General features: G+C 35.3%; 18 protein-coding genes. 6 read left to right on the forward strand and 12 right to left on the reverse strand.

All coding sequences use genetic code 11. The annotated features are described in order from the left end of the window. Positions 1–9 precede the first annotated feature (9 nt). On the reverse strand, positions 10–300 hold the full coding sequence (locus CVT17_RS00250; protein ID WP_107858814.1) for a hypothetical protein: 291 nt from the start codon (positions 298–300) through the stop codon (positions 10–12). Positions 301–426: 126 nt separating this feature from the next. Here CVT17_RS00250 and CVT17_RS00255 point away from each other — a divergent pair, with 126 nt between their 5' ends. Further along, positions 427–759, forward strand: coding sequence for a hypothetical protein (locus tag CVT17_RS00255; protein WP_107858813.1), 333 nt, complete (start codon positions 427–429; stop codon positions 757–759). Here the strand turns inward: CVT17_RS00255 and CVT17_RS00260 are convergent. Genes CVT17_RS00260 through CVT17_RS00275 form a run of 4 tightly spaced genes read right to left on the reverse strand, consistent with a single transcriptional unit; the run spans position 741 to position 3,662 of the window. Then, positions 741–1,316 carry a metallophosphoesterase family protein gene (locus CVT17_RS00260; RefSeq protein WP_107858812.1) on the reverse strand — a complete coding sequence of 192 codons (576 nt, stop codon included), beginning with the start codon at positions 1,314–1,316 and terminating at the stop codon, positions 741–743. The genes CVT17_RS00255 and CVT17_RS00260 overlap by 19 nt on opposite strands. A gap of 16 nt (positions 1,317–1,332) precedes the next feature. Beyond that, positions 1,333–1,869 carry a type II toxin-antitoxin system death-on-curing family toxin gene (locus tag CVT17_RS00265; protein ID WP_107858811.1) on the reverse strand — a complete coding sequence of 179 codons (537 nt, stop codon included), beginning with the start codon at positions 1,867–1,869 and terminating at the stop codon, positions 1,333–1,335. Between the two features lie 3 nt (positions 1,870–1,872). After that, positions 1,873–2,790, reverse strand: coding sequence for a helix-turn-helix transcriptional regulator (locus CVT17_RS00270; RefSeq protein WP_107858810.1), 918 nt, complete (start codon positions 2,788–2,790; stop codon positions 1,873–1,875). A 53-nt stretch (positions 2,791–2,843) separates the two neighbouring features. After that, positions 2,844–3,662, reverse strand: coding sequence for an SIR2 family NAD-dependent protein deacylase (locus CVT17_RS00275; RefSeq protein WP_107858809.1), 819 nt, complete (start codon positions 3,660–3,662; stop codon positions 2,844–2,846). Between the two features lie 105 nt (positions 3,663–3,767). On the opposite strand from CVT17_RS00275, the gene CVT17_RS00280 reads away from it, so the two are divergent. Then, positions 3,768–4,577, forward strand: coding sequence for a hypothetical protein (locus CVT17_RS00280; protein ID WP_107858808.1), 810 nt, complete (start codon positions 3,768–3,770; stop codon positions 4,575–4,577). Positions 4,578–4,594: 17 nt separating this feature from the next. On the opposite strand, the gene CVT17_RS00285 is transcribed toward CVT17_RS00280, so the two are convergent. After that, complete coding sequence (locus CVT17_RS00285; protein ID WP_107858807.1) at positions 4,595–5,392, reverse strand: agmatine deiminase family protein; 798 nt, start codon at positions 5,390–5,392, stop codon at positions 4,595–4,597. Positions 5,393–5,526: 134 nt separating this feature from the next. Here CVT17_RS00285 and CVT17_RS00290 point away from each other — a divergent pair, with 134 nt between their 5' ends. The 4 genes from CVT17_RS00290 (at position 5,527) to CVT17_RS00305 (ending at position 10,476) form a co-directional block, all read left to right on the forward strand. Further along, the gene (locus CVT17_RS00290; RefSeq protein ID WP_107858806.1) at positions 5,527–6,114 is read left to right on the forward strand and encodes a hypothetical protein; all 588 of its coding nucleotides are present in this window, start codon (positions 5,527–5,529) and stop codon (positions 6,112–6,114) included. A 9-nt stretch (positions 6,115–6,123) separates the two neighbouring features. Then, a complete protein-coding gene (locus tag CVT17_RS00295; protein WP_107858805.1) occupies positions 6,124–7,020 on the forward strand; it encodes a hypothetical protein in 897 nt (298 codons plus the stop codon). A gap of 41 nt (positions 7,021–7,061) precedes the next feature. Beyond that, on the forward strand, positions 7,062–8,342 hold the full coding sequence (locus tag CVT17_RS00300) for a DUF2130 domain-containing protein (protein WP_107858804.1): 1,281 nt from the start codon (positions 7,062–7,064) through the stop codon (positions 8,340–8,342). A 115-nt stretch (positions 8,343–8,457) separates the two neighbouring features. Next, complete coding sequence (locus CVT17_RS00305) at positions 8,458–10,476, forward strand: AAA family ATPase (protein ID WP_107858803.1); 2,019 nt, start codon at positions 8,458–8,460, stop codon at positions 10,474–10,476. Between the two features lie 191 nt (positions 10,477–10,667). On the opposite strand, the gene CVT17_RS00310 is transcribed toward CVT17_RS00305, so the two are convergent. From CVT17_RS00310 to CVT17_RS00335, 6 genes are all read right to left on the reverse strand, one after another. Further along, positions 10,668–10,952, reverse strand: a complete 285-nt coding sequence (locus CVT17_RS00310; protein ID WP_103641932.1) for a helix-turn-helix domain-containing protein — start codon at positions 10,950–10,952, stop codon at positions 10,668–10,670. Beyond that, positions 10,949–11,278 carry a type II toxin-antitoxin system RelE/ParE family toxin gene (locus tag CVT17_RS00315; protein ID WP_107858802.1) on the reverse strand — a complete coding sequence of 110 codons (330 nt, stop codon included), beginning with the start codon at positions 11,276–11,278 and terminating at the stop codon, positions 10,949–10,951. Before CVT17_RS00315 ends, CVT17_RS00310 begins: the two co-directional genes overlap by 4 nt. 361 nt (positions 11,279–11,639) lie before the next feature. Next, positions 11,640–12,821, reverse strand: a complete 1,182-nt coding sequence (locus tag CVT17_RS00320) for an ATP-binding protein (RefSeq protein WP_107858801.1) — start codon at positions 12,819–12,821, stop codon at positions 11,640–11,642. 414 nt (positions 12,822–13,235) lie between these two features. Next, positions 13,236–14,816 (reverse strand): DUF4435 domain-containing protein, encoded by a 1,581-nt coding sequence (locus tag CVT17_RS00325; protein WP_107858800.1) that lies wholly within the window; start codon positions 14,814–14,816, stop codon positions 13,236–13,238. A 23-nt stretch (positions 14,817–14,839) separates the two neighbouring features. Continuing rightward, positions 14,840–16,039 carry an ATP-binding protein gene (locus CVT17_RS00330; protein WP_107858799.1) on the reverse strand — a complete coding sequence of 400 codons (1,200 nt, stop codon included), beginning with the start codon at positions 16,037–16,039 and terminating at the stop codon, positions 14,840–14,842. Between the two features lie 137 nt (positions 16,040–16,176). Beyond that, on the reverse strand, positions 16,177–18,318 hold the full coding sequence (locus CVT17_RS00335; RefSeq protein ID WP_107858798.1) for a tyrosine-type recombinase/integrase: 2,142 nt from the start codon (positions 18,316–18,318) through the stop codon (positions 16,177–16,179). Positions 18,319–18,553: the final 235 nt, after the last annotated feature.

Below are 18,553 nucleotides of genomic sequence, written 5' to 3' on the forward strand. Positions count from 1 at the left end.
TAAATAAATTTAAGCTCTGATCTTTGGGCTTAAATATTTTACATAGCATAGCTCTATACCACTAAGATCATCATCTTCAAAGTAAAAGTCCTGTAACTCAACAGAGAGAATTTCCTCCTCGTAGTCTTTCATATAAAAACTAACCTCGCAGACAATGTCTATCATATCTTTATCATGGTCAAGATATGTCTTAAAAAGCTTCTTAATGCGCATATACTCTGCCGTCATCTCACGCTGTATCTCAAGTAGCTTTTGATCAAAAGCTACCAAAAGCTCTTTTTCTTCTTTGGTGCAAACCATTTTTACCTCCTAAAAATTTAAGAAGATATTAGCAAGAGTTAAAGACAGAAAAATGTCTGCTTTTTGGATATTTTATAGACAAATTTTGTCCAAATTTTTATTTATAATAAAAAGATAGGAACAAAAATGAGCGAGCAAGAAATTTGGCAAGAGTATGATGAGTTTTCTTTTTTGGCGCAGGCTAAGTCAAGCTATGACTACGTAAATAACGCAAATTTTACTAAGTATAGCAACACTGAGATGTCAAAAGATTTTTACAGGCAAGCTGTCAAGGCATTGAATAACCCTCATGATGTCGTTATTGAAGCTAAATTTATACTGCAAAATCTAAAAAACGACTTTGGCTGTGACGGCGAATTTATAAAAGAGATATGCTCTGAAATTTTAAATACAGAAATGACGCCATATGAGTATCAAGAGGTGGCTAAAATGATAGAAAACTATAGCTCTATCTCTTGATAAAATGGCTCTTTTGTGCCGTTACTTGCTGAGTTGTAAATTTTAACTCCGTTTAAAATATCCATGTGTGATTTTGGCTCGTGGATATGCCCACAAAGGATGATCTTTGCCTTTAAAAGATTATTTTTGATAAGCCTTGCAAGCTCCATGTCTCCGTAATCTTTACTGTCTTGACCGATACTTGTTTTTGTCTTTGCTGGTGGGACGTGGGTTAGTAAAATATCACACTCCGCAAATTCAATCAGATCATCACACAAGTAAGGTACGCAGCCAAATTTAACGCCATTTATAGTTTTTATAGCACCATCAGCATATATGCCATTTATAGATTTTAGCCAAGATGGTGGCATATCGTGGTTGCCAGAACATACAAATACCGACTTTTTAAAGCTTTTTAGCCACAAAGTAGCTTGCTCTTTTTCCTGTTCGTTCTCTTTGCATAGAAAATCACCGCTAAAACAAAAAATGTCAAATTTGTCTTGAAGGGTCAAAATATAGTCAAAATAGCCAGCATTAAAGTGTAGATCGCTAGCGTGAAAAAGTTTTAAGCCACTCATTTGTATCTATCAGCCTTTAATCCACAAGTAAATTTGTGATCAAATTTACCACCATATCTTTTTGCTTTGGCTCGCTTTGAGCAATGAACAGTGCAAGTGCAACAAGGGCGTTGTCGTTTATCCTTAGCTCGCCACTACTTTTATAAAGAAGCCTGCACTTTGATAAAAACAAGATAAATATAAATGATCCGATGCGTTTGTTGCCATCGCTAAAGGGGTGGTCTTTGATGATGTAGTAGATCAAATTTGCCGCTTTTTCTTGTGGGCTTGCCAAAAGATCACGTCCTCCAAATGTCTGATAGATATTTTTTATGATCCCTTCAAATTCGCTCGCCTTTTGAATGCCAAAAATTTTAGATGCCTCACCCTTTTTTGCTAGCTCTCTTTTTAGTTCATCTACTGCCGTTAGCGCTTCGTCATATCCAAGGATAAAATTTTCGCCCACATCGCTTTTGCAAAGACCAAGTGAGCCATCATCAAATTTTTGCAGTAGCGACCAGCTCTTTTTGTAGTATCTAATAAGCTCTAGCGCTTCTTTATCGTTGCTGCTCATGGCTTAGAAATTTATCTCTTTTAGATACTCACTAACGTCCTTTTTGACCTCATCAGCTAGCTCTTTTGGCTCAAGCACCTTGATAAATGGTAGGTAGTAGTATATGAGCGGTTTTATCTCCATTATGTGCGTAAATTCTATCTCTATCTCGACTGAGCCGTCGCTATCTTGACCAGTTATACGCTGCTTTGCGTGTGGTTTTCGCTCAAAGTATTTCGCCACTTCTGGCGCTAGTAGTAGTCTTGCTATTTTTGGGGCTTCTAAATTTGCCCATGCTGAGTTCATCGCCTTTACACGCTCATCTAGCTCACTACTTAGCTCAAATTTATCCCCACTACGCTTTATATCTTTTATGCTCTTTAGGTGAAATTTCTTAAATTTATTGCCCTTTTTGCTATCAAGTAAAAGCAGATACCAAAATCCCTCAAAAAGTGCTAGCTTTAGAGGCTTTACAAGAAACTCAAAGCCATTATACGTGCATGTTATCTCCGCTTTTTCTCTTATAGCATCCTCAAGTGTTTGAAAATTTACGAGGTCATCCTCGCTTAGCTTTTCGTTGTTTATGTTTGTAAGTATCGGGTGGTTTAGCTGCTGAGAAATTTGCTCTAAAAGCACGTGAGCCTTGCTGTAAAAATTTGATCCCATGTTTTTTGCCACGTTATCAAGGATATTTAGCACCACTCTATCATCGCCGTCTAGTCCGTCGTTCGCGTCCTCGTCGTTTAGACTCCAGTAATGCCCCTTTTTGACGGCGCCATACTCTCTTAGCGTGTCGTAAAGGTCGCGCTGGATGGTCTTTGAGGTCACTCCAAGCATGGCTGTTAGCTCTTTTATCGTGTGCGGTCTCTCTCTTAGCTTTTGAGCTATCGTATTTATGCGTTCAAATTTGCTGTTTTCTTGTTTGGTTATGATGGGTTTCATGTGGCCTCCTAGTTTGGCGATTATATCCAAATTAGGACTAGAGGATGTCTTTTCTAGCATAATATCTGCCTAAGGCCATCTAGTGCGCCACATTTTAGACTTATGCCGATATACTGCGAGATGTAGTTATCTCGTGGGTTTATGCGGATAAGCGTTGCTTTTTTGGAGCGTTTAACGAATTTCTCACCAAAATTTCTAATTGTTGGCACCGCAAGCCCAGCGCCTAGCTCTATGATCACAAAGCGGCTATCTTTGTTTTGCTCTAGCCATGCTTCATATCTTTTATACTGCTCGTTTATGCGCCTTGTATTTACCATCCAGTCGTAAAACATCACGATGTTTGGGCGGCTCACGCAGCCACACTCTGGACAAACTGGCATATCTAAAGCGATAAATTTCTCTTCATCTATTTTGATGTCGCTACAAGTCTGCCATATAGCGCCATCACGCTTGTGGATGCACTGAGAGTAGTGGATAGAGCCGTGGCACTCGTAAATTTTTTCTTCGCTAAAGCCAGCCTTAGCAAAGTGTCCATCGACGTTTGAAGTATAGACGAAGTAGTTTTCGTTTTTACTTTTTACAAGATCTAAAAGCAGCCTAAAGCCCTCATGAGGCTCTGTGTTTTTGTATAAATTTAGCCTGTGACCATAAAATGCCCATGCTAGCTTTGGATCATCTAAAAACCACTGCGGATTTGCCATATCTTCAAAGCTTAAATTTCTATCCCTTAAAAGTGGATACGCCCTCCAAAATCCCGCATCTCCTCTAAAATCAGGCAATCCACTATCCACACCCATGCCAGCACCTGCTGTGATGATTACCGCATCAGCCTCTGCGATGATCTTTTTGATCTTATCTATCTTCTCTTGCATTTTGATCCTTTCAAAGAAATTTGGGTAATTGTAATGAACTGATCAGACACTTTTATGTCCGCTCTCTTTTGGTAAAATAGTGAAAATTTTATAGGAGAGTAAAATATGATAGAGAAATTAACGCTTAGAACAAGAGCATATATTTTAACAGACAAGAGATTTGAGAATTTTGTATCTAATCCTGGTGACTGGTTTTATGCCGAAAAAGACGATGAAAAGGTGATTGTAAAAAGTATTTCAAAAAGAGTTGATAAGAAATATAGGCTTTTATTAAAAAAAGAAATATTGGAAAAAGTTAAAAATAATGTCAATGTAATTATTGGATGCATTGATGATGATAAATTTTATAGGCTTGAGCTTGAGATAAAAAATTTTGATGCTGATATAGAGGTGCTTTTAAATGATAAATTTGAAATTTGTAAAAATGGGGATATCGTAAAAGTAATACAAAAAGATATGATTGACTTAAATATCGAATCATTTACCGATTATGTCGATGATAATAAAAGAATAAATAGTCTAGCTACTGCGGATAGAATAGAAGGGTTTGGTGGAAGAGATGAATTCTTAAATTGGTACAACAGTCAAGAGAAAAAATGTTGCTATTGTGGAGTTAAAGAAGCTGATTTAAAAGAATACTTTAAAAGCGAAAATACGCAATATAAAAAAGCTAGGCAAAGAGGAAAATTTTTAGAAGTTGAACGAGTGATAACAGCGCCAAAAAGTGAAAATAAATATTCAAAAGAGAATTGTCGTTTGGCTTGTTATATTTGCAATAATGCAAAAAGCGATTTTTTGTCGGCTGAGAGTTTTGAACCTATTGCCAGAGGTATAAACAAATTTTGGAATAACTATCTAAACAAAAAAGTAGAATTTCCAGAAGATTTTGAATATTGTAGCAAAAACAAAAAATAGCAAACAAGGCGGTAACTCTACCGCCCAAATTTTTCTGCCGTTATGCAGTGTAGCGCACCGCCAAGCTCTATGATCTCGCTTAAATTTATCGTCTCTACTTTATAGCCACTATAAATTTTCTTGATCTGCTCCAACGCAACATCGTCATCATCTATCCCATATATTGGAACTATTAAAATATCCTTAATTTTAATAAAATTTAAGTAAGCACCCCAGTCTCTTTTTTTATTAAAAAATCCCTCTTTATACTTCATAAATTTCACATCCAAGCCGCTCTTTTTAAGCGCCTTTACGAGCCTATAGTTAAAGCTTTTGCTCTCATTTGAAAAGTCATTTACTAGCACACTATTTTCATCTATCCACCTCACCATGGCGTCGCTGTGCCCTAGCATATCGTAAGGCTGCTTTGGTATGATGATGAGCTCATTTAGCACGCATTTTTGCTTTATGGTCTCAATGATCTCTGCCTTTGTTTTTGATGGATTTTCTCTAAAAATTTTATCAGTCATGATGGCTTTGCCTCCAAGCCTTACAAAATTTCCGCCATCAATGACTAAATTTATATGCTCTTTTAGTGGCTGGATATTTGTTCTTAGGTGGCTATATTTTTCATCTTTTAGGTAGTCTGGATCGTAGTCGTAAGAGATAAGGCGCCCATCATCAAGCAAAATCGGCATAAAGTCCCTCATCCAAATGTCTTTAGTCTCTAAAAACTCGTATTTGACCCCGTGTCTGTCAAATATCTGACACAAGCTTTTGGCTGTTTTGGTGTGGTGTTTTGCTAAAAGTGCGGAGAGTAGGATAGTTGGCTGCATATTTGCTCCTAAATTTGATAGTTTTTGTGAAATTTTACTAGTAAGTTTCTAGACATTTTTTGTCCATTCTAGTTGCTATAATTTCACAAATCGCAAAAAATGTATCGGCGATAAAAATCAAAAAAGGATAATTAATGATCTACGAAGAGCTCAAAATTCTCACACAAAATAGCGACAAGAAGACACTCTCAAAAGCACTTGGCTACGCAAGAGAGCAAAATTTCATAAGAGCACTTGCAAATTTAGAGGCGGCAAAGAGCTTAGATGAGTTTATCACAAAGGGGCACTTTGACTGGGCGCACAGCTCAGAAACGCTGATCCTTGCTCTTAGCAAGCACTTTGGCCTTAGCATAGAAGCTGAGCTAGGCGAAGTGCAAAAACTCTATAACGAGCGAGTGAAATTTAGAGGCTCATATATCTACATAGATACAAATTTCAAGCGCAAGAGTGAACCTATATTTGCCCTTGCTATGGTGCAGCACCTAAGGTATATTAGCCTAACGCCGTTTTTAGATGAGCTTTGTTTTAAAACCTTAGATGAGCAGCTAAAAGTTATCTCAAATATCACTAAAAACTACTATCAAAAAACGCAAACTCTGCCTATTTTTGGAGCTATAACTGGCTTTAAGCTCTACTTTCTAGGCAAAAATTACTCGATTGATACGGATGGAAATTTTACAGATAAAGAGATCGCCGAGCAGGTGGCAACGATTAAATTTTAAAGGACAAAAATGGGAAAATTTACAAAGGAACAAAGGCGAAAGCTAAATAGCATAAACGAAAGGCTCTATGACCTTGAGCGCCGTGTCGTGCCACGTGCAAAGCAGATAGACCTCTCTGTAAAAGATATAAAAGAGGCATATGATCATTTTTGTGAGCTATTGCTCTCTTTTTACTCAAAAGATAAACTTCTTATGCGATATGGGCAGTTTATGAATCACATAGATGACTACTTTTATACGGAAAATCAAAACGAATTTAGAAACTGGCCCACGCATGAGATGTCTGGCGAGTGGCACTGCTGGTTTTATCACTGCTTATATGACCATACAGATCTTAGCTGGGATGAAATTTTGACTATCGACAGGATGGAGGGCAAGCTTCGCTCATACTACGACTATACGCCTATAGATCTTTGCCTAGAAAAGCTAGAGTGCAGCGAGAGAGAAGAGTATATCTCTGATGCCAACAAAGATCAGTGGGAGCAAATAGAGAAGATAAATAAAGCGCTAGCTAGCTACCAAGATATCCTAATAAGAGATGCAAAAATGCTTGAAAACAGGCTAAAAGCAAGGTTTGAGGGTGGATTTATCGAGGATTATGCTATGGAATTTCGTTTAGTCTTTCGCTTGCGCGAAGACGATCCAGATTATGATGAAAATGACGACAATTTCTTAGCTATCATAAATGAGCCTATCATCCCTGGAGAAATGAGTAAGCAAAAGAGCCGTTGGATGCAAAACTGCAATGAATATTTTGGTAGCTCTGTCTATTTTGATAAGAAGGCATATTTTTGCTATCTATTTGCAGCTTTTAACAATAACACACATATCAATAAGATCAAAGATATACTTCGTATAGGCTCTGTTGATATGGCGCTTTGCTGGGATGAGTACTATGAAATTTAAAGCAAGATAGCATAAGATAAAGATAAAAATGGAGATAAAAAATGACAAATCAAACAACGATAAAGTGTCCAAACTGTGGGTGTGAAATAGATATAAATGACGCCTTATATCATCAACTAGAAGGTAAATATAAAGGCGAATACCTGGCCCAAAAGAAGCAGCTTGAAGCCGAACTTGAGGCTAAAAGAAAGGAGCAGGAGGCTTATTTTGAGAGTTTAAGAACAAAAGAACAGCAACTGCAAGATCAAAAAGAGAAATTTGAGGAAGAAATCAAAAAAGCTACGCAAATACAGCTAAAAATGGAAAGAGCAAGACTTCAAGAGGAGCTGCGAAAAGAGATACTTGACGAGCAAAATGAGTCGGTGGCACTCTTGCAAAAACAGCTTGAAGAGAAGTCAAATCAAGTAAAAGAGCTAAATGTCGCAAAGGCTCAAATTTTGCAGCTTCAAAGGGAAAAAGAGGAGATGGAGTCTGCCATAACCGCAAAGGCTGAGCTAGCATTAAATGAAAAGCTAAAAGAAGAAAAAGAGAAGATACAAAAGGCTGCAGATGAGCAAAATGAGCTTAAATTTAGACAAAAAGAGGAACAACTAAAACAGCTTCAAGAGCAACTTCAAATAGTCCAAAGAAAGGCCGAGCAAGGCAGCATGCAGCTTCAAGGTGAGGTGCAGGAGCTCGCGATAGAAGAGTGGCTGAGGGAGAAATTTCCATTTGATACTATTGATGAGATCAAAAAAGGTGCGAGAGGCGCTGACTGCGTACAGATCGTGCATACAAGGGAGTCTCAAAATTGTGGAACGATATATTATGAAAGCAAGAGAACAAAAGAATTCCAAAGGTCTTGGATAGAGAAATTTAAGGCTGACATGAGAGAAAAGGGCGCTGATATCGGTGTCATAGTTACTGATGCTATGCCAAGTGATATGCAAAGGATGGGGCTATATGAAGGTGTTTGGATCTGCACGTTTGAGGAATTTAAAGGCTTAAGCGCTGTTTTAAGAGAACAACTCATAAGGATACACCACGTCTTGATCGCACAAGAGAACAAAAGCGACAAGATGAGCTTGCTCTATCACTTTTTAACCAGCAATGAATTTAAAATGCAAATAGAAGCGATAGTAGAGGCATTTTCAACCATGCAAAGCGACCTAGATAGTGAAAAGCGCGCGATGCAAAAGATATGGAAGCAAAGAGAAAAGCAGATAGAAAAAGTGTTAAATAACACCATAAATATGTACAGCTCTATAAAAGGTATCGCTGGAAATGCAGTGGCAAATATAAAAGCTCTGGAGCTGCCATACAGTAGCGATGCGCAGGAGTAAATAAAGAGCATTTTAGGACGCTCTTTTTAAATTTTATCTTTTTTATCTTTATGGACATAAAAATGTCTTTTCTGCTAAGTAAAATAGCTCCAACAAAAGCAAAAAGGAGCTTGTCATGCAAAAAGAAAATTTTTTCGTAGATAGTGAGATATACGAGCTTACGACACTTTGGATACTTCGTGCCATTTTTTATGCTGGAGGAGAGAAAGAGTTTTTAAGATGCAGAAGCGATGATGTTTTGGAGTTTTTGGATATATGCACAAGTGAACCCAAAGAAGAAGACATTGAGGCTCTAAAAAATAGACTTTGGCTCCTTGAAAAAAGCAAAATTTCATGCGAGCTAAAAGAGCTTGAGCACAACCTAAATTTACTTCAAGAAAATTTAGGCCTAAATGAGACTGAGAAAGAGATCTTGAGATTTGTCGCTATCATGTATAACTATGAAGTAGTCTCAAACGCTTGTGATCTGCTAGGGGAGCTAAACACCAGACAGGCTATAAAAGCGATCTCAAAGATACTAAAACTAAAATTTAGCGATGTGCAAAATGCCTTTAGAAAAGATGGGGTTTTTGCTAGGACCTCGATACTAAAAATAGATAGTTACGGACGCAGTCTAAGGTCAAAAACCGATGTTATAAATAATAGTTTCATGGGTGATTTGTTTGTTGAGTGCAAAAGCATAGACGAGATATTTGAAAGTGCGATAAAGCCATGCAATAAGACAAATTTAACTACAAAAAACTACCCTCACATAAAAGAAGATGTGAAAATTTTGCTCTCGTTTCTAAAAAACGCCACTCGCAAAAAGCAAAAGGGAGTAAATGTTCTCCTTTATGGCTCTGCAGGAACCGGCAAAACCGAGTTTAGTAAAGCAGTAGCTAGTGAGCTAAATTTAAAACTTTACGAAGTAGCTTATGATGATGGAGATGGTTACGCAAATGAGTACCAAAGGATAAGATCGTATTGCCTTGCGCAAAGTGTATTGTCTGCTGGATCAAATTTACTTATGTATGACGAAGCAGAAGATATATTTAATACCAAAAATGATGAGAAAAGACAATACGGCAAAGCCTTTATAAATAGATCCCTTGAGACTAACGAAGTGCCAACTATCTGGATAACTAATAATATCCTTGATATGGATGAAGCTGTGGTTAGAAGGTTTAACCTAGCTATAGAGATAGGCATACCAACTGAAGATGTAAGAGCCAAGATCATAAAAAAATATAGTGAAAATTTGATAGATAATAAGCTTGTTAAAAAACTAGCTAAAAATCGATTTGTAGCTCCAGCAGTCGTTAGTAATGCAAGCTTAGTCGTTTCAAATTTAAACACAAAAGACAAAAACAAAGCCTTTGAGCGAGTGATAAGCAATACTCTAAAAGCGCAAGGCTACGATGAGATAGAAAAAGATGAGAAGCCAAGCATTGATCTGCCAAGCAGCTATGATCCAAATTTTGTAAACTCAGACTGCGACCTAAACGAGCTAATGCAAGGCATAAAAGTAAGTAAAAACGCAAGGATGTGCCTTTACGGTGTGCCTGGAACTGGCAAAAGCGCTTACGCTAAATTTATCGCCAAAAGCCTAAAAAAGCCGATCATTATCAAAAAAGGAAGCGATCTTTTGTCTATGTTTGTAGGAGGAACTGAGAAAAATATAGCTCTAGCCTTCAAAGAAGCCAAAGATAAGAAAGCGGTGCTAGTCTTTGACGAAGTTGATAGCTTTTTGCAAGATAGAAGCATGGCTGCAAGAAGCTGGGAAGTAACTCAAGTGAATGAGATGTTAGTGCAGATGGAGAGCTTTGATGGTATCTTTATCGCTACGACAAATTTGATAGATAATCTTGATAAGGCCTGTCTTAGAAGATTTGATCTAAAGCTTGAGTTTAGATATTTACTGCCAGAGCAAGCGCAAAATTTGTTTAAAAAAGAGTGTGCTTTGCTAAAAGTCAAATTTGACGAAAACGTAGCTAAAAAAGTTTCAAATTTAGGGTTGCTAGCGCCTGGAGACTTTGCCAGCGTGAGAAGACAAGCTAAATTTAGACCTATAAAAAATGGCGACGACTTTTGCCATAGGCTTGAGCTAGAAGTTGCACTAAAAAATGAAGAAAAGAGCGTGAAGATAGGGTTTTAGGGATAATCCCTAACGAGGTCTTTTGTCTGCATGTCAGACAAAAAGTATCCTCGCCCAGATGAAATAAAAGATAGATTTTTGATAGATAATATCATATGTATGCGAATAGTGAGCTGGTTATGAATTTTGCTTTTTATTCTCTATTGATCCATTTAAGACAAGCTAAAGAATATATGGTGAAATCTTAAAAGCTATTGCACAAAATTTACATCCAGCCTATATCCCGCAGCATTTGCATAGGCATTTAAAGTAGAGATTGTTGGGGAAATTTTAGAGTTTAGGCTCTCTAGTCTTGAGATGTTACTTTTACTAGTATTCATTCTGCTAGCTATCTCTTCTTGAGTCAGATTTGCCGCTTTTCTGATCTTAATAAGCTTTAATTTTAAATCAAATTCAACTTCAAGTCTATCGTATTCTTTTTTTACTTCATCTTTTTCTAGTGCTTTTGCTTTAAAATCTTCAAATGTTGGTCTCATTTTATCTCCTTTGCTCTTTGTATGATGATCTTCATATCTTTTTTAGGGATAGCGTCTGATTTTTTAATGAGCGTATGTAAAATCACTATTTCTCTATTTACGACATTTACAAAGACACTTCTTGCAATACCTTCTTTGCCTTTTGCCCTAAACTCAAATAGTCCATCGCCAAGAGGTGCGCTATGAGGTCTGCCTAAATTTGGTCCAACCTCCCTAGCCATTTCAAGTATGCGAAGTAAATTAGCCAAAATAGTATCTGGCAAAGACAGTGTCTCGTCTTCAGCGCTCTTATCATAAAATGTGATTTTCCATAATTGCTCTTTCATGCCAGCTATATTATCATATTTGATAACTTATTGTCAAATATGATAACTTTTTAAGAACACTCACCCTTTCCCTCCTTGATCAAATTTTACCTCTTCAACTAGATCCTTTAGAATTTTTGAAGTTACAGCTCATCGTAAGTGCTTATAGTAATCTTGTTAGATTTAATATCATAATTACAAGCTAGAATAATTTTTATTTTAAAAACACTAATACCGGCTTTTCCCTCATTAAAGTATTTTTTAAAATCTTTCAAAAGTTTAGGACTATTTCCGATTTTTGTGTTGTATATTCTAAAAAATATAATCCCCGCCCTTTAGGCAACTCTTGTTCTATTTGGTTTATCTTACTCATATATAAATCCTAATACAAAAACCCAAACAACCATAATGGTATCTTATTGCTAATACCAACTTCAATATCATCTGCTGCTATAAAAGAATTTGGCATATCCTTAATCTGCTCAAAACTCTTTTTTGCTCCACCTATTTCAAATGTAAATTTATCATCCACTATAAAGTCGCCTTGTTTTGGGATATTTAGCCTATGTTTTACCCTTAGCTGATTGGCAAAAAAAGTCTCTCTTATGGTACCAGCCTTGCAATCATCGCCGTAAGCGTAAATTAAATTTGTATTATTCATATATATTTTTGCCGGCTTTACTAGCTTACTAAGTCCTCTGCTTTGCTCATCTATCATGCTTACTAGCCTTACATCGTTTAAATAGGCAATGTAATCATATAGTTTGGCTCTACTTATCTCGGCAAGAGCCGCAATTTTAGTATAATTCACCTCAAACGGCTCGCTTTGGCAAACTACTTCAAGCAGTTTTTTAAGCTTATATGTATATTTTTGCTCAACTAACCCAAGAGACGTTAGATCTACGTCTATACTTAAATTAATAGTATTTAGCAAGCTTTCGTAGTATGAGCTTTGCTTATTAAAGTAGAATGGATAGTAGCCAAATTTGAGATATTTCTTAAATAGATTTTGCTTTATTTTTAAGTCATTTGCTATTGCCTGGTGGTCTTTTAGTATTGTTTCTAGGGCAAATTTATCTATCGTCATACTGTTTTCAAGCTCTAAAAACTCTCTAAAACTAAGCCCCTCTAGGCTAAATACGCTAACTCTACGCGATAAATCGCTCTTTGCATTTAGTATGCTTACCGCCGATGAGCCCGTAAAAATTACATTTAAAGGGCTCATGTCATATATGGTTTTTAGATGTGCAGCAAAATCTTCGTATTTATGAACTTCATCTAGTAACAGATATTCGCCACCATTATCTACAAATTCAAAAGCAAGTTCGCTAAGACTGGTAGAACCTAAAAATGGATAATCAAGACTTATGTATAGAGCCTTTTTATTTTGAGCTTTTAATTCAAGCAGCTTTTGAAATAGCATTGTAGTCTTACCAGCGCCACGAGCTCCCACTATACCGATAAGCTTCTCACTAAAATTTATTTCATTGTATAAATAACGCTTGTATGTTGTATTAAAATTTTTAAGAAATCTTTCTTGATACTGCTCTATTAAATTTAACATTTTTATTCCTTTATGTAATTGTCTATAAACGTAAACAATATTGAGGCATACTAACATGAAAATTTTTTTTTAATTGTCAATGTCTATAAACGATTATACTTTAATATAGTATTTTCAAAAAAATTTATGTAGTTTAGCAAACTTGAAGTTGGACGACAATTGTTTTGTCTGTCAGCTTATTAAAGTCACTATTAAACTTTAAATATACTTCTTTCTCTGTCATTATCTACGGGTTTATTTTAAATACTTGTATTATAATCCTTGAATATTTAGGATTATAATAGAATATTCTTATATTTGTAAATTTATTTGATATGCTGATTGGTGCTAATAAAAAGTAAAATCTTATTTGGTCTTACTTTTCTACAATAAAGCCATCTTGCTTGTGAGATGCGAAAAAACCGTAATGGAAAATCAGCTTAAATCAATATCTCTGGGCAAATAGTTAGAAAAAATTTTAACTACCGTATTTTTATCTTCTCTCTCCAGGAAGCGCAACACTTGATTGCAGTATTCTTTATTTTTTAAATTGAAATAATGCCCTACGCTTTCTACAATTCCTTTTTCATTGAAAATTTTTAATATTTCTACATAGTCTTTAGCATTATCATATATTGTTAATTTTTCTTTTTGTATATCATCTATTTTAATTTTTGTACGTATGTCTTCGTATATTGTTTGCAAATCACATATTTCTAGCATAGATAGTTGATATTTTAATTCCGAAATAACCGCATTATTGATCTGTTGCTGTTTTTGTTTTAAAAATCTATCTTCAATTTGTTTTTCTATATCTGTAAGGTCAAATTTATCGCATGCCATTTTGTTTGACATAAATTCTATAAGCTCTTTCGCTATAAACAAGTTCTCAACTTCCGCAACTTCTATTGCAAATACATTATCTTTTTTATATTTAGATATCTCGTATTCTGACCTAAAATCTCTATCTATTAAACCAAACGCTTCGTTATCGTGCATATTCTTTATGGCATTAAAAGCTTTTGTGTATTCAATAACCTTTTCACAACTTCCGCAAGGTATTATTTTATGATTATTGTAGATTAATGCGTATAAACGCGCGTCTAAACTATTACCATTTCCTTCTACAAAAATTATTCTTTTTCTGCTTCCTAATATATCAAAAAGCATATCCTCTGGAAATATATCGTCATTTACGTACTCATACTTCCACATCCCACTATTATATTCTTTTACCCAGACAATGTCTGATCCTGAGTGATTGGCTGCAAATTTTGTGTCATGAGTTATGTATATAAACAAACAATCGTTTCTAATTTTTTCTAACTCACTCCAAAGCTTATTCATTATTGAACCATGCAAGTGCAACTCTGGCTCATCTATTATTATAGTTTTATTTTCCGGTATGCATAAAACCTGTGCCGCCAAATAAAGTACCGAACGTTCACCATCGCTCATCTGCGTTGCAGAATATCTTTCACCATTGCAATTGCAAATAGCATAAAACTTGCTATCCTCTTCTATAATGGCTCTATGTGGGAAAATGGCACTCCAAATAGACTTTAATTTATCTAGCGAATTAAGTGGAACATTTGGTTTTTCTTTGCCTTCACATTCAGCCTTTTTACAGTTTTCAACAAACTTTGAATTAGTAGTATTTTTATTGGCCAATAAAGCAGATAATACATAATCAAAATCATCAATAAGTTTTGTCACATATTCTTTACCATCCGACCAACGAAAATTTTTATTCAACGAGTAGCTATCGGATGCATCTTCATATGCATACATGAAACCATTAACCGAAGCCTTTTCGCTTTTTAAAGGGACCTCCTCATGAAAATTTAATTTTCTTTGACCACCTATTCTGTGAATTTTATCTAGATCCTGCTGCTCCATCCATGCTCCAAGTCTGCTTTTGCCAGAACCATTGGCACCTATAATTATTACACTATTACTTTCTGTTAATTTTAGATCAAATCCACCATCTTCTTTTGGTACTTTATATTCAAACACAGCATACTCCTAGTTTTAAATTATTAATACAAAAACCCAAATAGCCATAATGGTATCTTATTGCCGACACCAACTTCAATATCATCTGCTGCTATATATGAATTTGGCATATCTTTTATCTGCTCAAAGCTTTTTTTTGCTCCGCCTATTTCAAAGGTAAATTTATTACCAATCATAAAGTCGCCACCTTTGCCAGAGTAAATTTCGGTGATATTTCCAAGTTGATTGGCAAAAAATGTCTCTCTCACATTTCCTATATCTGGGCTATTTATGTACATTAAATTTGTATTTTCAAGGTAAATTTTGTCTGCCTTATCCATATTTTTTATAGCAAGCTCGTTTTTCATTAAAAGCCTTATAAGTCCAGCACTATCAAGCATAGCAAGATACTCTTTTAGCGTCCTATCATCCCTTATATCAACAAGCGATTTTAGACTTGAGTAGTTTGGTTGATATGGGACGTTTGTACTTATGGCATGAGTTAAGATCTTTAGCTTTCTTGCCGTGTTGCCGTTTAAATTTGGATATATGCTTAAAAGATCGCTATCTATCGTGGCTTCTATGCTTTGTCTTAGGGTCTGATAAAAGGCCGTATCATTTGGCATATCGTTATAATATGGATAGTAGCCTACTTTTAGATACTCTCTAAAAAGTTTAATAACTGCTAGATCTTTTTGCTTTAAGACGTTATTGATATTAACAGCTATTTCCTGATGATTTGTAAGTAAATTTGTAAGCTCAACTGTTTCTAAATTTATACCATAACTTAGCCCTATATACTCCCTAAAGCTCATTCCACTCATCTTATATACTATCGCTCTTCTGCTTAGATCATGAGAGCTTTTTAACACTTCAAGAGCAGATGAACCAGTAGCTACTATATTTAACTCTTTAAAATTATCATAGGCAAATTTTAATACGGCCGATATATCTTTGCTTTTATGAATTTCATCTAGATATAGGTATTTGCCGCCATTTAGAACAAACTCTCTTGTAATCGAGGTTATATCATTTGATATCTCTATGTCATCTAGGCTTAAGTAAAGACTATCTTTGTTTTTATTAGCTAGCTGAGCTAGAGTGGTTGTTTTACCTATCCCTCTTTGCCCTAGAATAACGATAAGTCTATGAGATAAGTCCTTGGAGTCTATAAAATATCTTTTAAACTTATGATTGTTTAACCTTATAAGGTCATTGCTCTTTAAAAAAAGTTGATCTAGCATAGTTTATCCCTGAATTATGTAATGCAATACAATTATATCATAAAAGGGTATGTAATAGACTACAAATATGGTTGATCTTAAAAGCATAAACCCTTTTTAATTGTAAATGGCTATATACATTTACAATTAAAAAGCACTCACCCTTCCCCTCCTTGATTAAAATTTACCTCTTCAACTAGATCCTTTAGAATTTTAGGAGTTACTGGTTCGCCATAAGTATTCATAGTGATCTTGTATTGTTGTTCGTGTCCTACCAGGGCAGCTATATGCTCAACCCTTTGGCCACTTTGAATGAGCTTGTTTATGAATGTGTGCCTAAATGAGTGAAATGTCCTTGTCTTATCATCATCTTTTATAACTTTAGTATTGATCTTTTTTCTAAAATATTCAGAGAAGTCTTTGTTGTCGCAATTAAATAGCCTAACTACTTTGCCACATTTCCTAGCTAGCTTCTTTTTACTCTCTATAAATTCAAACAGCCCAATACTACTTAGCTTAGAATGGATAGGAACAATCCTAGCAGAGTTTCTGGTCTTTAAAGTCTTACTCTTGCCTGTTTTTACATCTACTTTTGTATTTAAACTAAAGCATACTATGTTATATTTTTCAACTATGTCATCTGTGTTTAGCTGAATTATCTCATTTAGTCTCATGCCAGAGTAGGCTGCTATATGAGTAACGAAAAATAGCTCATCTTTGCTAATTCTTTGACTTTTAGTATCACCACTTGATCTAATCTTACTAACAATATCCAAAAGTGCGTTTACGTCACTATCTTCATAAGGGTTTTTATTTGTAACATCATCTTGGTTTATACTTATTTGTAGATCCACCGCTGGGTTCTTATCTATATAGTCGCTATCGTAGCAGTATTTAAAAAACTCACTAACTCTAACAATATACTTCTTGATGGTTGATTTAGAAATTTTTGGTTTATCTTTTGCTAAAGCTATGATCTCATCTAAGCTTTTATCTTTATAGAGACTATTTTGAGAGAGTTTGGTTGGTAGTTGTAGCAAGATATTCCTAAAATTTAGCAAGTCATCTCTTTTTATCTTTTTGATGTCTAGCCCATCACCAAATTTCATAGACATTAGCCGTCCTACATGTCTAACAAGACCAAACGTGCTATCACTCCAGTTGTTTGAAATACTCGTGTTTGATACATAGTTTTCAAAAGCACTCTTTAGCGTGACCAAGTTAGCTTTACTCTCATTTTTAGTAGAAGAGTCTAGTTTGTATCTAAGACTTTTAGCTCTATTTGAGAAGAGCTTTTGAAAGAAATTTATAGCTTCATTGAAAGTCATGCCACTAGCATCACTTGTATCATCTATTGCAAGATCTTTAGCCTCAATGTCGCTTAAAACTATGCCCTTATCTTCATATTTATCTGCCTTATATAGCTTCACCTGACCACCAAAGCTAGGATCATTTAAATTTCCATATCTAAATTTTAGATCATCACTTAGCTCATTATCTCCATCTGGTGATAACTCACAACCAAATATTCTTAGGATATCGTTTTGTGTGAGTGCGCCTTTTTGTTTAGCTAGCTCATTTATAGAATCTCTTAACTCGCAAACAGAGTGCTTTAAAGACTTTTTAGTAAAAGGTAGCACCAAATCCTGCCTTTTTAAAGTCTCTATGTCGTCTTGATAGCTATCTAAGTTACTCTCTTTAACGCCTTTTGCTATCTCGTCTTTAGTATTATCATCTAAATTTGCACTATTGTGCTTTTTACCAAGTGGTACAAATGTCTGTTGCTTATCATTTAATAACTTTTGGGTTTTGCACATCTTATATGATATGTGATTTATGTTATCTATCGTTGCCTCAAGCACTCTTTTACCAAGAAGCTTTTTGGTTTGAGGATCGGCGCAAGATAGCTTTTTGCAGATATCATCAACCTCTTTTGATATGACACTAGGCAAGCTATCTTCTTTTAAACTCTGTTTTAAAAACAAATTTAGTGATAGTAGTCCATCTAAATTTATATATCTGCCAAGCATATCATGCTCTTTGATACTTTTGGCCTCCTTGGCTTTTAAAAGCATAAGCACCAAGTGCTCTATAAGTTCGCTGCTCAAATTCATCTTCCATGCCTTTTTGATCGCGTTAAAAATTATAGAGTAGATCTTAGCACGATTTTTTGCTGTATCAAAGCGTTTTGTGAGGAAGGAGGTTATGTATTCGGTTTTATTACCAAAATAAGGTCTCAAATATAGTGGAATGGCTACTCTAAAGTAGTATATGCCGTTTCGTTTGACTAGATATTGCATCTTTGTTACCTATGCAATATAACTTTGTAGCAAAATGTAGCAGATACCTAGTGTAAAACTGGCTGTGTGCCGTCTTTTTGGTGCTTACACAAGGTTTATTTTAAACCCTCATAAGCCGGAGGTCGGGAGTTCAAGTCTCCCCCGTGACACCATAGATGTCCTACTTATCGATACTTTAACTGCCCTTTTTGCAGTTTCCCTTTCTTTAAAATTTCCTAAAAGTATGGTACAGTTT

The organism is Campylobacter concisus (genome assembly GCF_003048775.2).
In the GTDB taxonomy this organism is placed as follows: Bacteria; Campylobacterota; Campylobacteria; order Campylobacterales; family Campylobacteraceae; genus Campylobacter_A; species Campylobacter_A concisus_I.